The sequence below is a fragment of the Staphylococcus americanisciuri genome (assembly GCF_024814435.1).
In the GTDB taxonomy this organism is placed as follows: domain Bacteria; phylum Bacillota; class Bacilli; order Staphylococcales; family Staphylococcaceae; genus Staphylococcus; species Staphylococcus americanisciuri.
Map to the genome: position 1 here is coordinate 428792 of NZ_JANUXY010000001.1, position 24980 is coordinate 453771.

Annotated in this window: 16 protein-coding genes; 3 read left to right on the top strand and 13 right to left on the bottom strand. The window is 36.1% G+C overall.

What is annotated here, in order from left to right:
• Positions 1-219 precede the first annotated feature (219 nt).
• The 10 genes from icd to NXS11_RS02110 all read right to left on the bottom strand — a co-directional run bounded on the left by icd (position 220) and on the right by NXS11_RS02110 (position 15013).
• Positions 220-1482: an NADP-dependent isocitrate dehydrogenase gene (gene icd, locus NXS11_RS02065; RefSeq protein ID WP_259198238.1), complete on the bottom strand. Its 1263-nt coding sequence runs from the start codon at positions 1480-1482 to the stop codon at positions 220-222.
• A 47-nt stretch (positions 1483-1529) separates the two neighbouring features.
• Positions 1530-2648, bottom strand: a complete 1119-nt coding sequence (locus NXS11_RS02070; protein ID WP_259198241.1) for a citrate synthase — start codon at positions 2646-2648, stop codon at positions 1530-1532.
• Positions 2649-3075: 427 nt separating this feature from the next.
• Positions 3076-4836 carry a pyruvate kinase gene (pyk, locus tag NXS11_RS02075; RefSeq protein ID WP_259198243.1) on the bottom strand — a complete coding sequence of 587 codons (1761 nt, stop codon included), beginning with the start codon at positions 4834-4836 and terminating at the stop codon, positions 3076-3078.
• A gap of 17 nt (positions 4837-4853) precedes the next feature.
• Entirely contained in the window at positions 4854-5825 is a 972-nt protein-coding gene (pfkA, locus tag NXS11_RS02080) for a 6-phosphofructokinase (RefSeq protein ID WP_259198245.1), read from the bottom strand.
• A gap of 310 nt (positions 5826-6135) precedes the next feature.
• Complete coding sequence (locus tag NXS11_RS02085) at positions 6136-7080, bottom strand: acetyl-CoA carboxylase carboxyltransferase subunit alpha (protein WP_259198246.1); 945 nt, start codon at positions 7078-7080, stop codon at positions 6136-6138.
• Positions 7067-7939, bottom strand: coding sequence for an acetyl-CoA carboxylase, carboxyltransferase subunit beta (accD, locus tag NXS11_RS02090; protein WP_259198248.1), 873 nt, complete (start codon positions 7937-7939; stop codon positions 7067-7069). The genes NXS11_RS02085 and accD overlap by 14 nt, the downstream gene beginning before the upstream one ends.
• A gap of 173 nt (positions 7940-8112) precedes the next feature.
• Positions 8113-9348: an NADP-dependent malic enzyme gene (ystJ, locus tag NXS11_RS02095; protein ID WP_259198250.1), complete on the bottom strand. Its 1236-nt coding sequence runs from the start codon at positions 9346-9348 to the stop codon at positions 8113-8115.
• 197 nt (positions 9349-9545) lie between these two features.
• A complete protein-coding gene (locus NXS11_RS02100; protein ID WP_259198252.1) occupies positions 9546-12737 on the bottom strand; it encodes a DNA polymerase III subunit alpha in 3192 nt (1063 codons plus the stop codon).
• Positions 12738-12770: 33 nt separating this feature from the next.
• Positions 12771-13706, bottom strand: coding sequence for a DHH family phosphoesterase (locus NXS11_RS02105; protein WP_263009878.1), 936 nt, complete (start codon positions 13704-13706; stop codon positions 12771-12773).
• An 11-nt stretch (positions 13707-13717) separates the two neighbouring features.
• A complete protein-coding gene (locus NXS11_RS02110; protein WP_259198253.1) occupies positions 13718-15013 on the bottom strand; it encodes a DRTGG domain-containing protein in 1296 nt (431 codons plus the stop codon).
• A 243-nt stretch (positions 15014-15256) separates the two neighbouring features.
• On the opposite strand from NXS11_RS02110, the gene NXS11_RS02115 reads away from it, so the two are divergent.
• The gene (locus NXS11_RS02115; RefSeq protein WP_259198254.1) at positions 15257-15670 is read left to right on the top strand and encodes a universal stress protein; all 414 of its coding nucleotides are present in this window, start codon (positions 15257-15259) and stop codon (positions 15668-15670) included.
• A 56-nt stretch (positions 15671-15726) separates the two neighbouring features.
• Here the strand turns inward: NXS11_RS02115 and NXS11_RS02120 are convergent, their stop codons facing one another.
• Positions 15727-16416 carry a metal-dependent hydrolase gene (locus NXS11_RS02120; RefSeq protein ID WP_259198255.1) on the bottom strand — a complete coding sequence of 230 codons (690 nt, stop codon included), beginning with the start codon at positions 16414-16416 and terminating at the stop codon, positions 15727-15729.
• Between the two features lie 129 nt (positions 16417-16545).
• Between NXS11_RS02120 and NXS11_RS02125 the strand changes: the two genes are divergently transcribed.
• Entirely contained in the window at positions 16546-17601 is a 1056-nt protein-coding gene (locus NXS11_RS02125) for a M24 family metallopeptidase (protein ID WP_259198256.1), read from the top strand.
• A gap of 352 nt (positions 17602-17953) precedes the next feature.
• On the opposite strand, the gene ald is transcribed toward NXS11_RS02125, so the two are convergent.
• Positions 17954-19069, bottom strand: a complete 1116-nt coding sequence (gene ald, locus NXS11_RS02130) for an alanine dehydrogenase (RefSeq protein WP_259198258.1) — start codon at positions 19067-19069, stop codon at positions 17954-17956.
• A gap of 116 nt (positions 19070-19185) precedes the next feature.
• On the opposite strand from ald, the gene NXS11_RS02135 reads away from it, so the two are divergent.
• The gene (locus NXS11_RS02135) at positions 19186-19689 is read left to right on the top strand and encodes a universal stress protein (RefSeq protein ID WP_259198260.1); all 504 of its coding nucleotides are present in this window, start codon (positions 19186-19188) and stop codon (positions 19687-19689) included.
• Positions 19690-19996: 307 nt separating this feature from the next.
• On the opposite strand, the gene cas9 is transcribed toward NXS11_RS02135, so the two are convergent.
• Positions 19997-23155, bottom strand: coding sequence for a type II CRISPR RNA-guided endonuclease Cas9 (gene cas9, locus NXS11_RS02140; protein ID WP_259198262.1), 3159 nt, complete (start codon positions 23153-23155; stop codon positions 19997-19999).
• Between the last annotated feature and the right edge of the window lie 1825 nt (positions 23156-24980).

The following is a 24980-nucleotide window of genomic DNA, read 5'->3' on the forward strand; positions in this document are numbered from 1 at the left end:
TCCCAATTTATTTAAAGTTATTATACCTTAAAATAATGATGCAATAAGAAACTTTACAATATTTTAATATGAACTTAACATTATGAAAGCATGATTGTTATAGAACTACAAATGGTCAGACATACGAATACGCCCGACCATTTGTTTTCATATTTAAATAGTTGAATGAAATATTAACATTGTAAATAATTTCATTACCCTAAGTTATACTTCATACGATTATAAGTTTTTAATTAATTCATCAGCAAATTCTGATGTTGATACTTCAGTTGCACCATCCATTAAACGTGCAAAGTCATAAGTTACGACTTTAGATGCAATTGTTTTTTCAACTGAAGCTGTAATTAAGTCAGCTGCTTCTTGCCAACCAAGATGTTCTAACATTAATACACCAGATAACAATACTGATGATGGATTTACTTTGTTTAAGCCAGCATATTTTGGCGCCGTTCCATGCGTTGCTTCAAAAATAGCATGACCTGTTTCATAGTTGATGTTTGCACCTGGCGCAATACCAATACCACCAACCTGTGCAGCTAATGCATCTGAAATGTAGTCACCGTTTAAGTTCATTGTTGCAACGACATCATGTTCAGCTGGACGTGTTAAAATTTGTTGTAAGAAGATGTCTGCAATAGAATCTTTAACAATAATCTTACCGTCTTTTTCTGCTTGTTCTTGTGCAGCATTAGCAGCATCTTTGCCTTCAGCTTCAACAAGACGATCGTATTGTTGCCATGTAAATACTTTGTCGCCAAACTCTGCTTCTGCTAAATCGTAACCCCATTGTTTGAAGCCACCTTCTGTAAACTTCATAATATTTCCTTTGTGTACAAGTGTTACAGATTTACGATTATTATCTAAAGCATATTGAATTGCAGCGCGTACTAATCTTTCTGTCCCTTCTTTAGAGACTGGCTTAATACCGATACCTGATGTTTCAGGGAAGCGGATATTTTTGGCGCCCATCTCATTTTGTAAGAAATCGATTACTTTCTTAACTTCTGCAGTACCTTCTTTGAATTCAATTCCCGCATAAATATCTTCAGTGTTTTCGCGGAAGATAACCATATCTGTATCTTCTGGACGCTTAACAGGAGATGGTACCCCTTGGAACCAACGTACTGGACGTAAACATGTGAACAAGTCTAACTCTTGTCTTAATGCTACATTCAATGAACGAATACCTCCACCGATTGGCGTTGTTAATGGACCTTTAATAGCAATTAAATATGATTTGATTGTATCTAATGTCTCTGCAGGCAACCATTCACCTGTTTCATCAAATGCTTTCTGACCCGCTAGTACTTCTTTCCAAGCAATCTCTTTTTTGCCATCATAGGCTTTTTTGACAGCTTCATCAATTACTCGACTAGCTGCTGACCAAATATCTGGTCCGATACCATCACCAATAATAAATGGAATAATCGGTTGATCTGGAACTTGTAACCCATTGTCCGTTTTAACGATTTTTTCACTCATTGTCTAATAACCTCCAAAAATTGTTTAGTGCTTAATCAGAAAATATTTTAACGTGTTTCGATTGGTTCATATTTGCGATTTGTTTCACCAATGTAATTCGCACGTGGACGGATAATACGGTTGTTAGCCAATTGTTCTAAGATATGTGCTGTCCAACCTGCTGTACGACTCACTGCAAAAATTGGTGTAAATAAGTCATGTTCAATACCCATACTGTGATATACAGTCGCACTGTAGAAATCTACGTTAGGTAACAGACCTTTTTTCTCTTTGATAATATCTGCAATCTTTACTGACATTTCAAACAGTTCACTTTGACCTGTTTCTTCAGTAATCTTACGGCTCATTTCTTTTAAATATTTAGCACGTGGGTCTCCGTTTTTGTATACGCGATGACCAAAGCCCATAACCTTTTGTTTATTTGCGAATGCATTATCTAAATATGCGTCAACCTTATCAATTGAGCCAATTTCAAAAAGCATACGCATTACTTGTTCATTCGCACCGCCATGTAAAGGCCCTTTTAATGAACCAACAGCTGCTGTAATACCTGAATACATATCTGATAAAGATGATACGGTACAACGCGCAGTAAATGTTGACGCATTCAATTCGTGGTCTGCATGTAAAATCAATGCTTTGTTGAACCCTTCAACCTCAACATCTGTAGGTTTTTCACCACGAAGCATATACAAGAAATTCGCCGCATAGCTTAATGATGGATCTGGCTTAACTGGTTGTTTACCTTGGCGAACACGTGCAAATGACGCCACTAATGATGCAATCTTCGCTTGAATACGAATAGCTCTTTCTCTAATTGCTTCTTCATCGTTTTCATCAGCATTTTCATCAAAGTGTGCTAAGTAAGATACAGATGTACGCAAGGCAGTCATCGGGTGAACTTTGTCTGTCGTATATTCTTCAAAATGACTGTACATTCGTGGGTTCAATGTCATATAATCATATAATTTTTTCTTAAGTGCTTTAAGCTCTTCTTCATTTGGCAAACGATAGTTCCATAATAAGAACACAACTTCTTCAAATTGCGCATTCTCAGTTAAATCATCAATATCATAACCCGCATAAGTTAATTGGCTATCAATGATAGAACTAATCTTTGTTTCGGCTGCAATTACCCCTTCTAAACCTCTCATTAATTCTGCCATAGTAATTTCCCCTTTACTTTAAATTCGCACTATTGTAACGGCTTTCATAATAATATTATATCTAATTTCATCGAATTTGTGAACATTTTAAGAACACACTAATATCAGAATTATCAAACAATATTCAGTGGCATCTCCTTCTATATAGAAATGCAAATGCCATCATAACAAGTTTTCTTACTATTTTCATGTTCCTTTTCAGCGTATTCTTTTTACCTTTTCATTTATTTATCATGCATAATAAATATTTTTGATAACACTTTGTGAATGTAGAAAGATTTTTTATAAAGACCATAAAGAAAAAGAAATTCATCATTTAGAAAGTTATATAAAAAGAGTAGCTGTATCCAATCTCTATCTCTAAAGATTTTACAACTACTCCTAACAACTATTTTATGTTAAACACCTAACTAACATTAGTCTTTACTTATAGAACATTCGCATATCCTTCAAAAACTTTGCCTTGTGCTGCATCAACAGTAACAAGGATACCGTCTGGAATAACCGATGTTACATCTTGAACACCTACAACCGTTGGAATACCCTTTTCAAGACCAATAATTGCACTTGAAGATGTTAAACCGCCTTCTTCAGTTACTAAGGCAACTACTTTATCAAGATATGGTACCATTTCCTCGTCTACAGATGGCGTAACGATTACCGCACCTTCAAGGTTTTGGTTAGCTAATTCTTTCGCATTTTGAACCACAACTGTTCGACCAACTGCTGAGTTACGACCGATACCTTGTCCACTTGCAACATCTTCACCAATTAAGTGAAGTTTCATTAAGTTCGTCGTACCAGTTTCACCTGTCGGCACACCTGCTGTAATGATAATTAAGTCACCGTTGACAACACGACCTGTATCTACCGCTGTTGCAACTGCGTTATTTAATAACTCATCTGTTGAGTAAATACCTTCACGGATCACTGGGTATACACCCCAAATTAATGAACATTGTCTAGCTGTTGTCGCTTTTGGTGTTACAGCAATAATGTCTGATTTTGGACGATATTTAGAAATCGTACGCGCTGTATTACCACTCTCTGTTGCTGCTACAATCGCCTTAACATTTAAATTAAGTGCTGTATGTGCTGTTGATACACCAATCGCATTGACTAATGATGTTTCAACAAGTTTTGTGCGATCAGATAATAATTTTTTGTAGTCTTGTGCTTGTTCTGCTGCAAGTGCGATATTGTTCATTGCGATAACCGCTTCTTCTGGATATGCACCTGCTGCTGTTTCACCAGATAACATAACAGCATCTGTACCATCATAAATCGCATTGGCAACGTCTGATGCTTCGGCACGTGTTGCACGTGGATTGCGTTGCATAGAGTCTAACATTTGTGTCGCAGTAATAACTGGTTTACCAAGCTTGTTACATTTACGAATTAAATCTTTTTGCACAACTGGCACAGCTTCTGGTGGAATTTCAACACCCATGTCACCACGTGCAATCATTAAACCATCTGATACTTCTAAAATCTCATCAATATTATCAATACCTTCTTGGTTTTCAATCTTAGGAATAATTGTGATGTTTTCATTCTTCGCATCTTCTAATATTCTGCGGATTTCTAATACATCACTTGCACGGCGCACGAAACTTGCTGCAATAAAGTCTACATCTTGTTCAATACCGAAACGAATATCTGCAGCATCTTTTTCAGTGATACCTGGTAAGTTAACGCTCACACCTGGTAGGTTAACACCTTTTTTATTTTTAAGTTCACCTGTGTTAAGTACTGTACAGTATACTTCGCCTACAGATTTATCAATAGCTTTAACTTCAAGCTCTATTAGACCATCATCTAATAAAATATATGAACCAATTTCAATATCATCAATAAGTTGTGGGTAAGTCACAGAAAACTTATCTTCTGTTCCTTCAACCTCAGTCATGCTTACTGTCACGTCTGAACCTTTTTGTAACATAATCATGCCATTTTTCATATTATGCGTACGAATTTCAGGTCCTTTTGTATCTAGCAAAATACCGATATTTTTGTTCAATTTAGATGCAACTTTACGAATTGTTGCAATACGTGCTGCATGTTCTTCATGTGAACCGTGTGAAAAGTTCAAACGTGCAACATTCATACCTGCTGTCATTAACTTTTCTAACATTTCTTCTGATTCAGATGCTGGTCCAATCGTACAAACAATTTTTGTCTTTTTCATTAAGAAAGCCTCCTAGATTATATCGATAATTCTTTAGTTAGTTCTAACATACGTTGATTAATTGGTTTACTGTTCGCCGTATTAAAAATTTCATCAAAGTCTGTTGCGCGCAGACGATTGTCTTTAATACCAACACCTTTCGCAGTTTCACCTTGCATGAGTAATTCAACTGCATATCCACCTAGGCGAGACGCTAATACGCGATCTTCCCCTGTTGGACTACCACCACGTTGAATATGTCCGAGTACAGACACACGTGCATCAACATTAATATACTTCGTCAATTCAGCTGCACATGCTTCACCAGACATACATCCCTCTGCAACAATAATAATCGAATGTTTCTTACCGCGATCAATACCGTGCTGGATCTTTTCAGCAATATCTTTTATATCTACTTCTACTTCAGGAATAATAATCGTTTCTGCACCGACTGCTAATCCTGACCATAATGCCAAGTCACCACAGTCACGTCCCATTACTTCAATAATAAAGGTACGTGCATGGCTTGATGCAGTATCACGAATGCGGTCAACCGAATCAATTATTGTGTTTAATGCTGTGTCGAAACCAATAGTGAAATCTGTACCATTGATATCATTGTCAATCGTACCCGGGATACCAATTGTTTGGATATCTGTACATTCTTCACTGATGCGTTGTGCACCGCGATAACTGCCGTCTCCACCAATGACAACAAGACCTTCAATACCTCGCTTCAATAGGTTTTTAATTCCTTTTTCGCGAACAGCTTGATCTTTAAACTCTGGGCATCGTGCAGAATACAAAAATGTCCCACCACGTTGAATCGTATCACCTACTGATCCAAGTTCTAGTTTATGGATATCGTCTGTGATTAAGCCAAGATAACCTTGGTATACACCATAAACCTCAATATTATGATAAATAGCTTTACGTACAACAGCACGAACAGCTGCGTTCATACCAGGAGAATCTCCACCACTTGTTAAAACTGCAATCTTTTTCATATAGCCATACCTTCCTTGCTCAATTCTTAAGTTAAAAATAACACAAATCATTTGTGCATTCCATTAATATTCTAGCTTCAAAAAAATGTAAACGGTTTAAATTGATTATTTCATAAATTTGACACGAAACCACGTGAATCACTCAAAAATAGAGGCGTGAAGGACATAATTTGTCCCTTTATAATGATACCCATCTATGACATTTTAATAACGAAAGTTCAATTATAAATTATATTCACATACTAAATAGCCTACTAAACAACTGCATAATGCCTAATTATGCAATCATTTAGTAGGTTTTAGTTTTGCATTATTCAATATAACTTCCAATATTTCTATACTTTTGATAACGATCTTCTTGTATATCTTCTGGCGCCATATTCGTAAAGTCACGCAAATGTGTAATAAATGCTTTTTTAATGCGACTCGCTTGCATCTCTACATCATGATGTGCCCCACCTAGTGGCTCTTTGATAACTTCATCCGCAACATTAAATTCCAACAAGTCATATGCTGTAATCTTCATCGTTTCCGCAGCTATCTTTGCCAATGAACTATCTTTCCATAAAATACCTGCCGCACCTTCTGGAGAGATAACAGAATACGTACTATTTTCAAGCATTAATAATCTGTTCGCAACGCCGAGACCAAGTGCGCCACCACTTCCACCTTCACCTATCACAATGGCTATAACAGGTACAGTTAATGATGCCATTTCAACTAAGTTTCTAGCGATTGATTCGCTTTGACCACGCTCTTCCGCTGCTTTACCCGGATAAGCACCTTTCGTATCAATAAATGTAAAAATTGGACGCTGAAACTTCTCAGCCTGTTTCATCAAACGCAATGCTTTGCGGTATCCCTCTGGATGTGCCATACCAAAATTTCTATAAATATTATCTTTTGTATCTTTACCACGCTGTTGACCAATCACTGTAACAGGTAATCCATTCAAATAGGCCAATCCACCAATCATAGATGGATCATCTCGGAAAGTTCTATCTCCATGTAATTCGATAAACTGATCAAATATGTATGGAATATAGTCTAAAACAGTAGGTCGTTCCGGTAAACGTGCAAGTTGTACACGGTCCCATGATTTTAGAGACGTATAGACTTTCTGCTTTTCATTCTCAAGAGCAGCTTCCAACATCTCTATTTCATCTGTGAGATCTACATCATTCTTTACTTGTGTCTCTTCTAATGATTGAATTTTCTTTTTAATCGTCTCTATTGATTTTTCAAATTCTAACATCATTTTTCACCTCACGATGCATATCGAATAATGTGGCAAGTGTTTGCTTCATATCACTGCGGTGTACAACTTTGTCCAGCTGACCATGCGCTAATAAAAACTCTGCTGTTTGAAAATCATCCGGTAACTTCTCGTTAATTGTTTGTTCGATGACGCGTCGACCCGCAAAACCAATCAATGCTTTCGGTTCAGCTAAGTTGATGTCGCCAACTGAAGCAAAACTAGCTGAAACCCCTCCCGTTGTCGGATGTGTCATATATGAAATAAAGAGCAATCCTGCCTCCGAGTGACGTTCCAAAGATACGGATGTTTTTGCCATCTGCATCAAGGAAATAATCCCTTCTTGCATACGTGCCCCCCCTGATGCAGTAAATAACACAAATGGTAATCTATTCTCTGTGCAATAATCAACAATACGGCAAATCTTTTCACCTACGACCGAACCCATACTTCCCATACGAAATCTTGGATCCATAACACCAATCCCAAAAGGAATACCGTTCAACTTAGCAATACCTGTCACAATCGCTTCATTCATGCCAGTTTTGGTCTGATCTTTCTCCACTTTCTCTTCATAACCCGGAAAGTTTAATGGGTTTGCAGAGGTCATTCCTCGGTCAAACTCTTCAAAACTATCTTTATCAGCTAAAACCTCGATACGTCCATACGCTGAAAGTTGAATATGATGGTCACAATTAAAACATACATTTAAGTTCTCAGTAAGCTCTTTGGTGTACATAATTTTTTTACAGTTTGGACATTTAGTCATAATGCCATCAGGAACTTCATTTTGCTTTGAATCTTGAACCGTTACGTATTTTTTCTTTTTTGAATTACGATTAAAAAAATCTTTAAACATAATATTACCTCCACAATGGGCAGTCATAACATATAAAACGTCACATTGTAATCACTCATTAATAAAACAAATGACGTTTCTATCTTAGACCTAACTCCAACAGTGATAACATATCTTACTTGTCACTATCACTTATTTTTAAAATTTGATTTGCCGAATACATTAGATACACACTATTTTTGATTTAAAGATGATTGTTCAATGGTATGCTGATATACTTCATCAGGATCGACTTCAATTCTTGCAACACCTGATTCCATTGCCGCACGTGCAACTTCTCTAGCTACTGAAGGTGCAACACGATAATCAAATGGTTCTGGAATGACATAATCAGGATTGCGCTCTTCATCCGTGATTAAGTTAGCAATCGCTTCTACTGCTGCACGCTTCATATTTTCATTAATATGTGTTGCACGAACATCCAATGCGCCTCGGAAAATTCCTGGGAACGCCAAAACATTATTAATCTGGTTAGGATAGTCAGAACGACCGGTACCTATCACCTTGGCACCTGCTGCTTTCGCTTTATCAGGCGTAATCTCAGGGTTAGGGTTTGCCATCGCAAAGATAATTGGATCAGTTGCCATAGATTGTACCATCTCTTCACTTAATGCATTCGCTACAGATACACCGATGAAGACATCTGCACCTTTCACAACATCTACTAACTTACCTTTTAGCTTATCTTTGTTTGTCCATTTTGCAACTGTTGCTTTTGTCTCATTCATACCATGTGGGCGTCCTTCATAAATGGCACCTTGCGAATCACACATAATCATATTACGCACACCGTATGAATACAGTAACTTAACAATTGCAATACCTGCAGCACCTGCGCCATTTAAGACCACTTTAATATCTGCGAGGTCTTTCTCTACAATTCGTAATGCATTGACTAGACCTGCTACTGTAACAATAGCCGTTCCATGTTGATCATCATGAAAAACTGGTATTTTCGTTTCTTTCTTCAAACGCTCTTCAATCTCAAAACAGCGTGGTGCTGAGATATCTTCAAGGTTGACGCCACCAAAGTTCGGCTCTAGCAACTTAACTGTACGAATAATTTCTTCAGTATCAGTTGTTGCCAAAGACAATGGAATACCGTCCACGCCAGAAAAACTTTTAAAGAGGACTGCTTTACCTTCCATCACAGGAATACTTGCTTCAGCTCCGATATTACCAAGACCTAAGACCGCTGTCCCATCAGAAATAACCGCCACTGTATTGCTCTTCATTGTATAATCATACACTTTGCTCGGGCGTTCGTGTATATCTTTACAAGGCTCCGCAACACCTGGCGAATAAGCTAAACTTAATTCTTGTTTATTCGTCACTTTCACTTTTGGACTCACAGCTAGCTTTCCATGATTTTCTAAATGCATATGTAATGCGTCGTCTCTTAATGACATCTTCTTTACCATCTCCATTATTTTCTCGTTGTAATAGCACTTCTATTGCCTATATAGATTATGATTATCATCTTACTATAGCATAACCCTGATGATTAAGGTATATGCAATTAATGTCTGTCTATGTGCGATTGTTTTGATAAATGAGCCAATCATCGTGTATTGCCTTTTGTGACTAGGTCTTAATCGCCTTCTTATTATAATAAACGAATATGGTTCGGTTCAAATAATTGTATAAATGATATGAGCAATTGTTGCTTATTAACTATCTGCCCTACTTGTGTCATCTGATTAGTCCGTTCATCAAATAGTAAAACCGGAATACCTTTTGTGGTTTCTTGATTCACATACTGATGCACAATCTCCTCAGTCAAACCATGTCGAATCACAATCTTTTTAACATTGTTTATTTTGTAGTGCTCGTAGTCGACAAGTGGCATGATTTGATTGACAATAATTTGACGTTGCTGTTGACGCCATTCAAACTTACCAAAGATGATATAAGATTGATTGGTCGTTAACTTAAAGGGGAGTTGTTGAAACACACTTGGAAATAACACACCTTCTATAGACTGCTGCCCATCATTAAATGTCGCAAAAGCCATCTGTTGTCCTTTTGACTTCGTGCGAATGACACGCATACGCTCTATCGTTACTAGTATCGGTTGATTCGTTGCTTTAGCATGTATGCGATGAACACCCAAATATTGTTTCTGCAAAAATAATTTTTCAATCGGATGCATTGAAACATAAAAGCCTAAATATTCTTTTTCATAAGCACTCAACTGTTCATCGGGCATTTCATCCGTTTCATTATAATCTTTCTTAACCGTCGCAAAATCTTGAATAATAGACTGATCCAAGTCTGAATTCGTATCCGCAATATGATCGATAGACTGTAACAGCGTCGCACGATTCTTACCAAAACAATCAAGCGCACCAGCAAATATCAACGCCTCCAATAAGCGACGTGTTCTCACACGATTCGGTAGTCTATCACAAAAATCAAAGAAGTCTTTAAATGGGCCGTTCTCATAACGCTCAGTCAAAATAGCTTGTACACTGTGATAGCCAACACCTTTAATCGCACCGAGCGATATATACATCCCTTCATTGGTTGCAACATAACGCCACTGACTCTTATTAATGTGTGGCGCATGAATTTTTAACTGATGTTGCTTCGCCTCTTGAATAAATTGTGCTGTCTTATCTTCATTATTAATAACATTTGTTAAAATATTCGCGTAAAAATAAGGGGCATAGTGAACTTTAAGGTAAGACATAATGTACGCAATCTTGGAATAACTAACCGCATGTGCACGTGGAAATCCATAATCTGCAAACTTTAAAATCAAATCAAATATCTGACCACTCAATGCCTGTTCATAGCCTTTTTCGGCAGCACCTTGAATAAAATGTTCTCGTTCATTTTCTAATACCGAACGATTCTTCTTACTCATCGCTCTTCTTAAAATATCCGCTTCACCATAGCTAAAGCCTGCAAATTGACTTGCTATCTGCATAATTTGCTCTTGGTAAACAATCACGCCATAAGTTCTTGATAAGATAGGTGCCAAATCCGGATGTAAATATGTCACTTTTTGAGGATCATGTCGTCTCGTAATATATGTTGGTATCTCATCCATAGGCCCAGGACGATATAGCGATGTTACAGCAACAATGTCTTCAAAATGTTCCGGTTGCAATCGTTTCAAAACATCTCTGACACCTTGTGATTCCAACTGAAAAATACCCGTTGTTTCACCTTTTGACAACATAGCAAAAACATCTTGATCATCTAACGGAATCTGTTCAATATCAATTGTAATCTTCAAATCTCGAGCGACTTGCTTAATGATTTGATGAATAATCGTTAAGTTCTTCAACCCTAAAAAGTCTATCTTCAGCAAACCAATCCGTTCAGATTCTGTCATCGTCCACTGCGTTAATAACCCCGTATCCCCTTCTGTTAACGGGATAGACTCATAAAGCGGGCGATCATTCACAATAACACCAGCTGCATGCGTCGACGTATTACGAGGAAGTCCTTCCAATTGACGACACAGTTCATACCACTTTTCATGCAAATGATTGCGGTGAACAAACGTCTGAAACGGCTCAAATGCATACGCTCCTTCTAAGGTTGTTGCACCGCTCATTGAAATCAATTTTGAAGCTTCATTCATCGTAGTATCATCAAAGCCAATCACTCTACCAACATCTCGAGCCACTGCTTTGGCAAGAAGATGTCCAAACGTAATAATACCTGAAACACGATAATCGCCATATTTTTCTTGGACATATTGAATAACTTTTTCACGTTGTGTATCTTCAAAGTCAATATCAATATCTGGCATTGTTACACGTTCAGGATTTAAAAAACGCTCAAATAGTAAATCATAACGCAATGGGTCTATCGTTGTAATATTTAATAAGTAACTAACCAGTGAACCTGCTGACGAACCACGGCCGGGTCCTACAAGAATGTCATTATTTTTCGCATAACCAATCAAATCACTAACAATTAAAAAATAATCCGCATACCCCATGCGTGTTATCACATCGAACTCATATTGTAATCTTTGTTGATACGTTTCTATTTCCAAGCCACGTTCTGCCATTGCAGTCGTAAGCTTTTGCCATAAATATGCATCCGCAGATTCACCATTGGGCGTTTTAAACTCCGGTAACAATGCTTGGTGATACTGTAACTGTGCATCACATAGTGCTGCCACCTCATCTGTTCGTGCAATCATAGATTTTGGAATATCTGCACGCTCTAACTCATTAACGTCTAATATATGTTGTGATTGCGTATCTTGTTGCACCATTAAATTCACTTTCGTATTATCTCTTATCGCAGCCAACGTTTTGATAGCATCTTGATCTTCTGGCTGTGCATAATACGCTGCACGCGCCCACACTTGTGGTATATCATCATAAGCTGATGATGTTTCATCAACATAAAAAGACACTGAATCGGGTAAATTTTGTAACCAATCAATCGTATCATCGTGCATATTTTTAAAAATAACTACCGTATTCGACACGTAAGAAGACAGCTCCGACAATTCTAACGCCTCTTGATGATTGACTTTTAGATGTGTAGACAGTTTAAAAAGTTCTTGGAGACCGTCATTGTTTTTAGCAATCAAAACGGCTTCTCGTTGCTGCAAATGGTCTGTCACATATATCGTCATACCAAGCAAACCCTTGATACCTGCTTTTTTACATGCATCATAAAATTGAGGGATGCCATACATTACATTCAAATCAGTCAATGCGATTGCAGTATAGCCAGCTTCTTGTGCACGCTGAATCATACGATCAATTGTCAAAGTTGAATTTAACAAGTCATATGCTGAATGAATATTTAGATGTGCTACCATTGATACACTCACCTCTTTTGTTAAGTGTCCTGTTTATTGAACCTTAGCTCTTAATTGTGACGCTAAGTCCTCAAATATTTCCCAATTGCTAACAGATACGCCAGAAGCATTCGGATGGCCACCGCCACCAAAGTCAGCAGCTACATCATTAATGACAATCCCTTTTGAACGAAGACGACAGCGAATCTCTTGCCCTTCATCAACCGCAAAAACCCAGACCTTTAATCCTTTCAAATCCGCTATTGTATTAACGAATAAAGATGCTTCAGATGAACTAATGCCAAACTTTTGTAGTACTTCTTGCGTAATCTTCACCTGACAAAAGCCATTTTCTTCCAACTCGAAATGCTGTAAAACATAACCTTGAAATGGCATGAGACGCGGTTCTTTCTCGCCCAATTGATTCAAAAGTCGTGTATGTTCAATATCATGCATCAATAATGCACTCGCAATCGCCATCGTTCTAGGTGTTGTGTTATTAAATAAAAAGCGTCCTGTGTCACCTACAATACCTAGATATAACGCTGATGCAATATCACGATTGATAAACTGCGTAGCGTCTATTGCTTCAATAAAATTGTAAATAATTTCACTCGTAGACGATGCATCTGTATCCACATAGTTCACATCGCCATACTGGTCAACAGGTGGATGATGGTCAATCTTAATTAATGTTTCTCCTTTGCTATAACGTGTATCGTCAATGCGTGGTGCATTAGCAGTATCACATACAATCACTAATGCATTTTCATAAGTTGCGTCCTCAATATCATCTAATGTTCCCATGAAAGAGAGAGAAGGCTCCATTTCACCCACCGCAAATACCTTCTTATGTGGGTACTTAGCTTGAATAAAACGTTTCAAACCATATTGTGAGCCAAACGCATCTGGATCCGGTCGAACATGTCGATGTATAATAATTGTGTCATATCGTTCAATTGTCAACAGTATTTGTTCAAAATTATTCATTATTTACACTCCTAATGATCTAATAATTGGCACATGATAAGCGCTTTTGCGACAGGCGCTTGATTACTTTCCATAGTCACTTCAATTTTAGCAAAGTTACGCCCCATATCTAAAATTTGATAATGTACTTCAATTTCATTTTCAATCTGTACTGTTTTGATATAAAAAATATTTAAGCTTTCAATCATGACTTCCAATTTTTTATGTTTGCGCATTACACTTTTAATCGTTTCTTCAATAATAGCGACAGAAACAGATTTACTCAATGTTCCAAACTGATTCGTTAATTGAGGTGTCACTTCCACAAAAATTTGATGATTTTTTATTTCAATATGCTTTGCGACTTGATCATTAATTGTCTCACCTACTTGTGGCTGTCTACCTACTACTTGCATCGCCTTCAAAACATCCTCACGCGTTATCACGCCAATTAATTGCTTGTTCACACCTGTGACAGGCAACAATTCAATCCCTTCCCAAATCATGAGGTGTGCACAACTTGCAACAGTTGTATGCATCTGCACACTGATGGGCGGTTTACTCATTACTTTATAAACCAAATCATTCGCATTTCGATTGATAATATCTTTACTCGTTATAAGGCCGGTTAATCGGATATTGTCATCTACCACAGGAAAGCGTGAATGCCCTGTATCGCGAGAGAGGTCTCGCACTTCTTGAACAGACATCGTTTGCTGAATATATGATGTTTCCTCAATGGGTATCACGATATCGTCTACAACCAAAATCTCTTTTTTTATCATTTGATTGTACATGGCGCGATTAATAATATTTGCCACCATAAAGGTATCATAGTTAGAAGAAATGATTGGCAACGCCTTCTCGTCTGCTATACGTTTTATTTCTTCTGTCGTATCAAACCCTCCAGTTATAAGAACGGCACTTCCCTTTTTTAGTGCCGCTTTCTGAACATCTAGCCTATTCCCTACAATCAGCAATGTATTTTTAGACACAAAGTTTACAACGTTATCCACTTCCATGGCACCAATTGCAAACTTAGTCAGTGTTTTAAATCGTCCCGCTCTTCCACCAATGAAATGCCCATCAATAATTTTGGCAATTTCACCAAAAGTCAGGTTGTCTAAATGTTGCCTCGCCTTTTTTTCAATCCTAACTGTCCCAACTCTATCTATCGTTGCAACAAGACCTCGCTGACCCGCATCTTTAATTGCGCGATATGCCGTTCCTTCTGAGACGTTAAGATATTTTGCAATTTTGCGCACCGAAATCTTCTGTCCGACTGTCAGATTCTCGATATGCTTGATAATCTGTTCATGTTTTGTCATTGATTATGTCACACCTTTTCCTTACTCAACGCACGTTTTATTCCACAAAATTATTTCATATAAACTCTATAATAATTTATCTATTACAACACGTACTATATACCTAGTCTATTATAACTGTATTTACTGGTTTTTTACACATGAATACAAATCGTTATCTAACAATAAATATTGAAAAATGGCTGATATGCATAGCATTTTACTATGATATTGTTTACACTAGTATTAGGGAGGTTGATTGAGATGCACAAAAATATACTACTCGCAGTCGACACAGATTTGAAAAATGCCAAAGCACTACAAGAAGTTGCAAAACTTGCTGGTGAAGGAACAACCGTGACGACATTAAACGTCATTGGTGAACAAGATGTACAAGCGTCCGTAAAAATGGGCACACATATCGATGAATTAAAACAAATTCGTCATGATAAAATGGCGCCTACACGCGAAACGCTTGAATCATATGGCATCCCTTATGAAGAAGTTATTGAGCGCGGCAACCCAAAAGAAAAAATCGTCGCATATGCGAATAGTGGTCAATATGACATTGTAGTCTTAAGTAACCGCAAAGCTGAAGCAGCTAAGAAGTTTGTTTTAGGCAGTGTCAGTCACAAAGTTGCAAAACGCGCTAAAATTCCAGTATTAATCGTTAAATAATTAACAAAGTGAGCCTGACGTCTGTTGTCGGCTCACTTTTTCTATGGGATGATACCCTATAACTTAACTTCATCGCCTGATTTTAAGATTTGAACTTCTCCATGTGTAACTGCTGCCTTGAAGTCTTCTGGATTTTGTTCAATAAGTGGGAATGTATCATAATGAATTGGCACCGTAATCTTAGGTTGGATAAATTGATTAATCGCATAGCTTGCATCATCAATACCCATTGTAAAATTATCTCCAATTGGAATAAAACATACATCAACTGGGTGACGTTCAGCAATTAACTTCATATCACTAAATAAAGCTGTATCTCCTGTATGATAAACGGTTGTACCTTCAAGTTCTAAAATAACCCCCATCGGCATCCCCAAATAGATAGGAATCCCCTCATCATTCAGTAAACTAGAACTGTGAAAAGCTTGCACAAACTTTAATTTCCCAAAATCAAAGTTCCATTGACCGCCAATATTCATAGGATGTACATTTTCAATACCTTTCGCCGTTGAAAGATAATTTGCAATTTCAGCTGTAGAAATCACTGTCGCACTCGTACGTTTTGCTAGTGCTAACGTGTCCCCAAAATGATCTTCGTGCCCATGCGTTAAAACAATATAATCCAAATCCAATGTTTCTACATCTAAGTCACTCAATCCATTACCTGTTATAAAGGGATCAATAATCCCTTTTTTCCCATTTGCTTCAAAATAAACAGTTGATTGACCATGAAATGATAGTTTCATTTGATATCCTCCTTCTCACTACTCCTAACACTACTATACCACGTGCAAGCATTGGCAACACATTTCATTGTTTGAATTTTATAAACAACTGGCATACAATAAAGTAGACATATGAAGAGGAGGAGTTTTATGACAAAGATAGAACAACTGATTCAAACACTTCAACAAGAAAATGCTGATGCGGTTTGGATCTCACATCCTACAAACATCTTTTATTTAACCGGCTTTAAAAGCGAACCGCATGAACGTCTATTTGCGTTGTTAGTGACAAAAGACGGCAAACAAACATTATTTGTGCCTCAACTCGATGTTGAAGAAGTCAAAGCTTCCCCATACCAAGGTGAAATTATTGGCTATCTCGATACTGAAAACCCTTATGCAAAACATGCCGCGCAATTCTCTAAAATGTTAATTGAAGAAACACATCTGACTGTAAAGCGTGCGCATGAATTAGAATCAGCATTCGGCGTAGAATCATTTGGCGCAATTGACCTGACATTAAAAAAATTGCGCAATATCAAAAAAGAAGCTGAAATCAACGAGATGCGTCGCGCTGCTGAACTTGCCGACAAATGTGTAGAAATCGGTGTAGCATATCTCAAATCAGATGTGACAGAGCGTGAAGTTGTAAACCATATTGAGAACGAGATTAAAAAGCATGGTGTAAGCGAGATGAGCTTTGATACAATGGTCTTATTTGGTGATCATGCTGCAGCACCACACGGTACACCAGGTGATCGTACGTTAAAAGAAAATGAGTATGTATTATTTGATCTAGGTGTCATCTACAACCATTATTGCAGTGACATTACACGGACAGTGGCATTTGGTCAACCGAGTCATGAGGCTCAACAAATTTATGACATTGTAAAACAAGCCGAGCAAGCTGCCATTGATGCCATTAAACCAGGCATTACAATTAGTACGTTAGATAATATTGCGCGAGGGATTATTGAAGATGCCGGTTATGGCGACTATTTCCCTCATCGCTTAGGACACGGACTAGGTCTTGAAGCACATGAATATCAAGACATCTCCAATGTAAATGAAAATCTACTTGAAGAAGGTATGGTTATTACGATTGAACCTGGTATTTATGTGCCAGGTGTTGCGGGCGTCCGCATTGAAGATGATATTTTAGTAACAACTGATGGACATGAAAGCTTATCTCACTATCCAAAATAACACAGCTGTTCTGCTTCTATGATGAAAGAATCATGGTCAAGCCGAGGTGGGAAATAACTGGTTTCATCTCCCACCTCGGCAAGGCTGAGTAGGCGTGAAAAAAGCTTAAAAAGTACATTTTCATGCCAGTCAGCTACTGCCTTTTACAACCTTTTCTCACTTTGGTTAGTCTTTTCTATTAATCTACCAGCCACTTTCGGCACGCTAAAAAGAAAAGGCAGAACGGCTAATCCATGCCATTCCACCATAAAAGTTGTAAACTAAACGCGACAGACTATATCAGTAGTCCGCCGCGTTTTTTTATATAAAGCGAACTCATACTACATTGATTGTTTATGAGCTCGTTGATTGATTATGCCAATACTTCCGTCACCGGTGTATACGTGCAATTAAAAGCTTCCGCAACAGCTTTGTTCGTTACTAAGCCATCAAACGTATTTAAGCCATGTGACAATGGAACATTATCTATCAATGCTTGTTTGTAACCTTTATTTGCAAGTTGTAATGCATAAGGTAAAGTCGCATTATTCAAACCAATCGTTGATGTACGTGGTACTGCGCCCGGCATATTCGCAACCGCATAATGAACAACACCATGCTTGATATATGTTGGGTTATCATGCGTTGTAATCTTATCTGTCGTTTCAAAAATACCACCTTGGTCAATAGCAATATCAACAATCACTGAACCAGGTTTCATCTGTTTGATCATGTCTTCAGTGACTAATGTAGGTGCTTTTGCCCCTGGAATCAATACCGCACCAATTACTAAGTCACTTTCTTTAACATTCTCTTCAATATTAAGTGGATTTGACATAATCGTATGTACACGACCATCAAATAAGTCTTCTAATTCTTGTAAACGTTTGGCGTTAACATCAAGAATTGTAACATCTGCACCTAATCCTAGCGCAATCTTAGCAGCGTTCGTACCTGCTTGACCGCCACCGATGATTGTTACTTTTCCTTTTTGAACACCTGGAATACCGCCTAATAAGATACCCATGCCGCCATTAAAGCGTTGTAAGAATTGTGCACCGATTTGAGCAGACATGCGTCCAGCCACTTCGCTCATAGGTGTTAACAATGGTAATGAACGATCAGCTAACTGTACGGTTTCATACGCTATTGAGACAACCTTTTTCTCAACTAATGCTTCAGTCAATGCTGGTTCATTTGCCAAATGTAAATATGTGAATAAAACAAGACCTTCTCTAAAGAAACCATATTCTTCTTCTAAAGGTTCTTTTACTTTTACAACCATGTCTACATCCCAAGCTTCTGCAGCTGTGTCGACAATTTGCGCACCTACTTCAACATAATGCTTGTCTTCAAAGTAAGAACCCTCACCTGCGCTTTTTTCGACAAAAACTGTGTGTCCTGATTCTACTAAGGCATGCACGCCACTTGGTGATAAACTTACACGGTTTTCGTTGTTTTTAATCTCTTTAGGAATTCCAATTTTCATACTCCTACACCTCCAACTCAATGATAACGCATGATAAATGTAAGCGCAATCATTATGATTTTTGTTTTCATAAATTTATGATATAATAAAAGTGAAATAAGAAAGGGGTTTTTGCTATGTTAATGTACAAAAACATATTAATTGCGGTCGATGGCTCTCATGAAGCAGAATGGGCATTCAACAAGGCTGTTGCAGTTGCCAAACGTAACAATGCGAAGTTAACAATCATCAATGTCATCGATTCACGCACTTACACATCATTTGAGGTCTATGATTCTCATTTCACAGAAAAATCTAAGACATTTGCTGAGAAGTTGTTAGACGGTTACAAAAAAGTAGCAATTGACGAAGGTGTCACAGATATTGAGACACGTTTGGAATTTGGTTCACCTAAGTCTTTAATCCCTAGAATGGCAAGCGAAGAAAAGCTTGATGTAGATCTTATTATGTGCGGTACTTCTGGTCTTAATGCGGTAGAACGCTTTATCGTTGGTTCTGTTTCTGAAGCTATCGTGCGCCATGCAACATGCGATGTATTAGTTGTACGAACTGAACAAATCCCAGAAACATTCAAGCCGAAAGTAGCAACTGAAGATTTTTTAAAGGACTTCAACATTTAGTAAGACAAGACCAACTCGCTCATTTTTGAGGAGTTGGTCTTAGTGTATCGTATCATAACCTATATACGTATCTTGTATATAGGTTACTAATGCATTTGGTAATTTTTGATAATCTAAATCTAATTTAAATGAATGTCCGCAGTGAGACATGAAACGAATACCTATATAGATATCACAATCATCAAAAAGCATAATATCATTCAAAGGGACTTTGTATTCATCGTCCCCTTTTTGATTTTAAGACTATCTAAATACAAGGATAGTTTATCAATATCAGAAATATAAACAACTCGCCATCCCATTGTAATCACCCTTTTTTGAATACCATTTGTGGCGCTTTTGGTCGCTTACCTTTGTACATATTACCTAAAATATCGGTGTGATATTTCTCAATGTCTGTAGTATTACGTCCGATAATTAATTTTATTCTATCGTTCTTTTCATCTTCATGTAGTTTGATGTAATCCTTCTGACTCATATCTATGCGATTAACTTCAATTTTATTTGACTTATCTGAGTTTACGCCGATTACTCTATATTTGTTACCATTAATTTGAATAATGTCATTCGTATAAAAACTGCCGATAAAAATAGCATCTTTTGCAATTTTTTTACTTTCTTTCAGCTGTTCATATGTTTCAGCGGGAATGACATATTGATTATTACTTTTTTTCAATGTTAAATATGCAATGCTAACAAATTTATAGCCTTTTGTAGTTTTATAAACATCAAAACGAAAAGACTTTTGAGAAAGTTGTATAACTTTATTACGGGCATTAGGATAATTTTTTGTAATATCTAAGCAGTCACTCTGCCTATTACCGTAATATTTAATTTTAAAAATTGCTGGACCATTATCTCGTTTCGCATATTTTGTTAAATATTGTCCTGTTTCTTCATAATATTTAGCAAGTGGATTTTTTTCATTTTCATATTGAGCCATGACTGTTTTTAATTTTTCAAATGTTTGTGGATCATGATGATACATCAAAAGATTTTCTGGATTTTTATTAAAAACTTTCTTCACATTATTATTTGACTTATCATAAAGGTTAACCAATGTATTAACTACATAAATATCATCGTTCTTTATTCTTGTTGAATAGATCGTATCATTGATTAATTGTCGATTGGGCTTTTTATCTACACGATGTGAAAACTTTGTAATTTTATATTTTTTGATATTCTCAATTTGATGATACCCACCAAAAACTTCTTCATATTGGTCTTCATCTTTAACATCCGATGAATTTTCTACCGCAGATATTTCTGATACATCTTTAATTTCTTTCAACAACTTATGCTCTTTAAAAAGATAATCTGCATTTGCGATAATTAATGCATCTTCTGCATGGTGCTTATAACCTTCATTACGATCTTTTTTAAAACGCCATCTTTTACGTAAAAAGTCCGTAAAACTACCATTGATTGTCTTCACTTTAACATCAAGATTGTTAATACTGAAATATGATTTCAACAATGTTGTAAGTTCTCTTGTTGTATATCGTGTGTCCACTAAATTACGGTTAATAAATTCTTTTTGCACATCATATTTATTAATGTTCCGTTCTTCTAGTAAATATTCACGTTTTTTCTTAGACATTCTATCTTTATTTTTAGCAAGGTTTAAGATGTGTTGTTTGAATTCAGGATAACTGATGTCTGCATCCACAGATGTTAAATATTGATAAGGTGTTCGATTAGCTTTCTTAGCATTTTGTTCACTTCTAACGAGCACTTTATTATGCATAGAATCATCAAATGAAACAGACCTTGGAATAATATGATCAACTTCATAGTTTTCAGGATTACACAATAAGTCTTCGAGCGGAATTGCTTTTAATGAATAAAGACATTTACCTTCTTGAGCATCATGAAGCTTAATTTTTTGAACAAGTCGCTTCGCATTTTCATTACCATATTTTTTAATGATTTCTTCGACACGTTTTCGTGTTTTTTCGTTTTTCTTTTGAAGATCATTTAAATAACGGCGTTGTTCTGCTGAATTAGATTCGCGTGCTAACTCAATGATGATATCTTTTGGCAATCCATATTTCTTAATGACTGCATTCACAACACCAATTGCTTGTTTAAATGAACGCTTTACGACTGGAGACAATATCGCGTCTTCTATCATATCGGTTGGAATCTTTTTGTGACCTTGTAATTCGTATTTTTTCGGTTTCATATTTAAATATGTGAAAATCTCCATTTGATTCATTGAAGAATGCCATAACTCTTCAATGATTATCTTCATGCACTTAAGAGATAAGCTATGTGTTCCCGTATAACCTGTTAACTCTGAAATCACATTTTTATCGTATTCAGTTAATAGGTATTCTAAACGTCCTAATTCTTCAATGATTGAATTTTTGTCTTGATAAATAGTCAAAATTTCAGCAATTTGATCAAGTAATTCAACATCATCTAATATCGATTGATCTTTCACCACTTTTTTCAAATCATGGTATAGTTTAAAACTTGTAAATTGAGGTTGTCCCGACTTTGTAATTCGATATCCAGAAATATCTATATCATTTACGCCTATTTCTTTTGCAATTTGCTTTAATGTTGGGTTTTTCTTTTGTTTGAATATGTTTTCAATAATATGATATTTCTCATAATATTCAAGTTTATTATTCTCATCTCTTGCAATAGTCAAATTATTCAAATCATTTAAAGCATTGTATAAATCAGCTGTATAAGCATATTTCACACTTCTATATTCTTCTGGAAAATATGTACAATGTCCCATCATCAGCTGATACCACTTTTTTACATCAGCGTCCCAACCATATGGACTACCTTTCCCTGGACCTTCATAATATTCGCGTCTTGTTTCAACCAATGCAATATATTTTTCTTTAAATACTTCGTCAATCTCTGGATAATAATGCGCCTGTGTTTCAATAATTTTCTTTGCTTCACGCACAATATCTTTGGTTAGAAAACGATTTTCAACGCCTCTCACATGACCATCTTTTTCTAAGCGTTCCTTTTGTAATTCACATACATAACGTGTTTCCAGGTACACTGCATTTTTATTTAATTGATCTTTGGTAGATAAACTATCACTGGATACCTCTTCTTTATCCGTCACAACATCAATATTATGTATCCCTCTTCTTTTCGCAATATGTAATAAAGCAACTGCAATTTCATCTTTGTTTAAGCGTTCTGTTAATCCTTTAACTCTAATATCGTAAGGTTGATTATTAACGGGTACACAATCTGAAATAATTTTATATTCTGACAATAGAGCTTTAACCCTATCTAAACGATGAATTCTTCTCCTTTTTAAACGTCTAGCGCCACGCTTAGCACGTCTCCCCAAATTATTATCTGCATTAGCTTCTGGAAAAAGTCTGACTCCTGCATCAATTATACTTCTTGTATCATAGTCAATAAGACCATAGCCTACTGAAGCAATGCCAATATCTAACCCTAAAATATATTTGTGCGCCATATGATATGCCACCCCTAATTTAGATTATTAACTTAATTATAAGCTCAGTATCACTTTATTTAAACAAACAATAAAATGAAATTAATTACAGAGTACTAAAACTAGCCATGTTATTAAAAGTTCTACGCACAGTATCACTTATACCTAAAATTACAGAGTACTAAAACCACCTTTAGGTTTGATAAATTTACCGTTCAGTATCACTTATACCTAAAATTACAGAGTACTAAAACCTCTAGCAACATTATATAACAAGATTTTTGATTTTGCACCAAACAATAAACAATTACTTAATTACAATTTCAATCAGTTATTATTTTTCTTGAAAACCGATAAAACGGTAGGAAGTAATTGGATAAATAGTGCTATACATACCATTAGTGCATAAGATATATCTAAATCATAGACTGTAACTATTTCATCTAAAACATCTTCTAATGAAAAATATTCTGAATGTAACATATCCCATAGAAACTTTAAATGCTACTGTATTCCATCAATTCTTTATCATTTATTGATTCTGTTTACAAACTAGCCTCTAAAAAATCAAATAATTGCTGTCAATGATTAAAAAAGATGTAAAACCAAAAATAACTAACGTACACGTTGACATCGATGTAGTGTCTGCTATCAATCCTATAATGTTCACCTTAAGTTATTACAAATACCCACTGTATCAAAAGATAAAAAATCCCACCTATTAAATAGATGGGATAAACACGACATAATGTCTTGTTTTAGTAGATTCTGTAATTTTAGGTATAAATACAGGTAGCTAACCTGTGCTTAAAACTTATCATTAATTTTTAAATCTGTCAACTCATTCACTGACAATTCTGATTCGCTTTTAAATGTGTTTGTCTCATAAATTAACTAGCTATAAAAACACTGTTATATAAGATTTTACGTTTACCATTCTCATCATAATAAGAACTTGGCTCCTGTACCTTTTGTGATGAGACAGCATGATGGGCTATCTACCCTTTTCTTTTTAGTATGCAAAAAGCGTACAATCACAACGGACTGCACGCTAAAAATAAAGACAGCTATTTCAACTTAACTGGAACTACAATATAAACGAAACAAGTACTTATCATTGTCTTTCCATCATAGAAGCTGAGTAGCTCTATTAAAATAAAAAACTGAAAAATTTATGCAAGCAATAATGGTAAGCTAAAATGTATTAAAAAGAATGCATTCAGTAAAAGTAATAAAACATTCAACCATTTAGTACTGTAAAAAATACCGATAACTGTAAGAATAATGCTAATTGCAAATAATGTAGCACCAGGAAAATACCAAGGGCTAAATGTCGTACTGTAAAACACACTAGTGTAAAACGTTAAATAATATGCGAGAAATGAAAGAATAGTTATAAAAATGTTTAAAACATTGATTTTAGATTTCATTGAGACTCTCCTTTGAGTTAAGTTTCTAAAACAGAACTTGCATTGTTCCAAGTATACCAGAAATTACAGAATACTAAAACAATATATTTAGGATCTATATCAAAAATACAGATACAGTGTAAAAAAGAATTCTACCATGCTTGTCTATCTATTCATGTACTTTCGATTTTAAAAAGCTGGTATCACGGAGTCTTTAGTCATACGTGATGACATCGACCAATCAATCAGCCTTCGCGAAAATTAATCTATCACTGTCGCCAAATATAACCACTTCCCTTGTATACACATACGTACGGTGAATGAAAACAGCTCATTTTAAGCATTATAGAGTTGTTAAAAACTTGATTTTAAAAGGTTTCACCATATTTTATTATATTACAATTTAATTTTTTGCACCCAAATCTGCACCCATTTTG

Excerpts from the sequence above, each read along its gene's own strand:
- NXS11_RS02115 (WP_259198254.1), top strand. The coding sequence starts at position 15,257 with ATGCACAAAAATATACTACTCGCAGTCGACACAGATTTGAAAAATGCC.
- accD (WP_259198248.1), bottom strand. The coding sequence starts at position 7,939 with ATGTTTAAAGATTTTTTTAATCGTAATTCAAAAAAGAAAAAATACGTA.
- ystJ (WP_259198250.1), bottom strand. The coding sequence starts at position 9,348 with ATGTCATTAAGAGACGACGCATTACATATGCATTTAGAAAATCATGGA.
- NXS11_RS02135 (WP_259198260.1), top strand. The coding sequence starts at position 19,186 with ATGTTAATGTACAAAAACATATTAATTGCGGTCGATGGCTCTCATGAA.
- icd (WP_259198238.1), bottom strand. The coding sequence starts at position 1,482 with ATGAGTGAAAAAATCGTTAAAACGGACAATGGGTTACAAGTTCCAGAT.
- NXS11_RS02070 (WP_259198241.1), bottom strand. The coding sequence starts at position 2,648 with ATGGCAGAATTAATGAGAGGTTTAGAAGGGGTAATTGCAGCCGAAACA.
- cas9 (WP_259198262.1), bottom strand. The coding sequence starts at position 23,155 with ATGGCGCACAAATATATTTTAGGGTTAGATATTGGCATTGCTTCAGTA.
- NXS11_RS02105 (WP_263009878.1), bottom strand. The coding sequence starts at position 13,706 with ATGAATAATTTTGAACAAATACTGTTGACAATTGAACGATATGACACA.
- NXS11_RS02100 (WP_259198252.1), bottom strand. The coding sequence starts at position 12,737 with ATGGTAGCACATCTAAATATTCATTCAGCATATGACTTGTTAAATTCA.
- ald (WP_259198258.1), bottom strand. The coding sequence starts at position 19,069 with ATGAAAATTGGAATTCCTAAAGAGATTAAAAACAACGAAAACCGTGTA.
- NXS11_RS02120 (WP_259198255.1), bottom strand. The coding sequence starts at position 16,416 with ATGAAACTATCATTTCATGGTCAATCAACTGTTTATTTTGAAGCAAAT.
- NXS11_RS02125 (WP_259198256.1), top strand. The coding sequence starts at position 16,546 with ATGACAAAGATAGAACAACTGATTCAAACACTTCAACAAGAAAATGCT.
- NXS11_RS02110 (WP_259198253.1), bottom strand. The coding sequence starts at position 15,013 with ATGACAAAACATGAACAGATTATCAAGCATATCGAGAATCTGACAGTC.
- pfkA (WP_259198245.1), bottom strand. The coding sequence starts at position 5,825 with ATGAAAAAGATTGCAGTTTTAACAAGTGGTGGAGATTCTCCTGGTATG.
- NXS11_RS02085 (WP_259198246.1), bottom strand. The coding sequence starts at position 7,080 with ATGTTAGAATTTGAAAAATCAATAGAGACGATTAAAAAGAAAATTCAA.
- pyk (WP_259198243.1), bottom strand. The coding sequence starts at position 4,836 with ATGAAAAAGACAAAAATTGTTTGTACGATTGGACCAGCATCTGAATCA.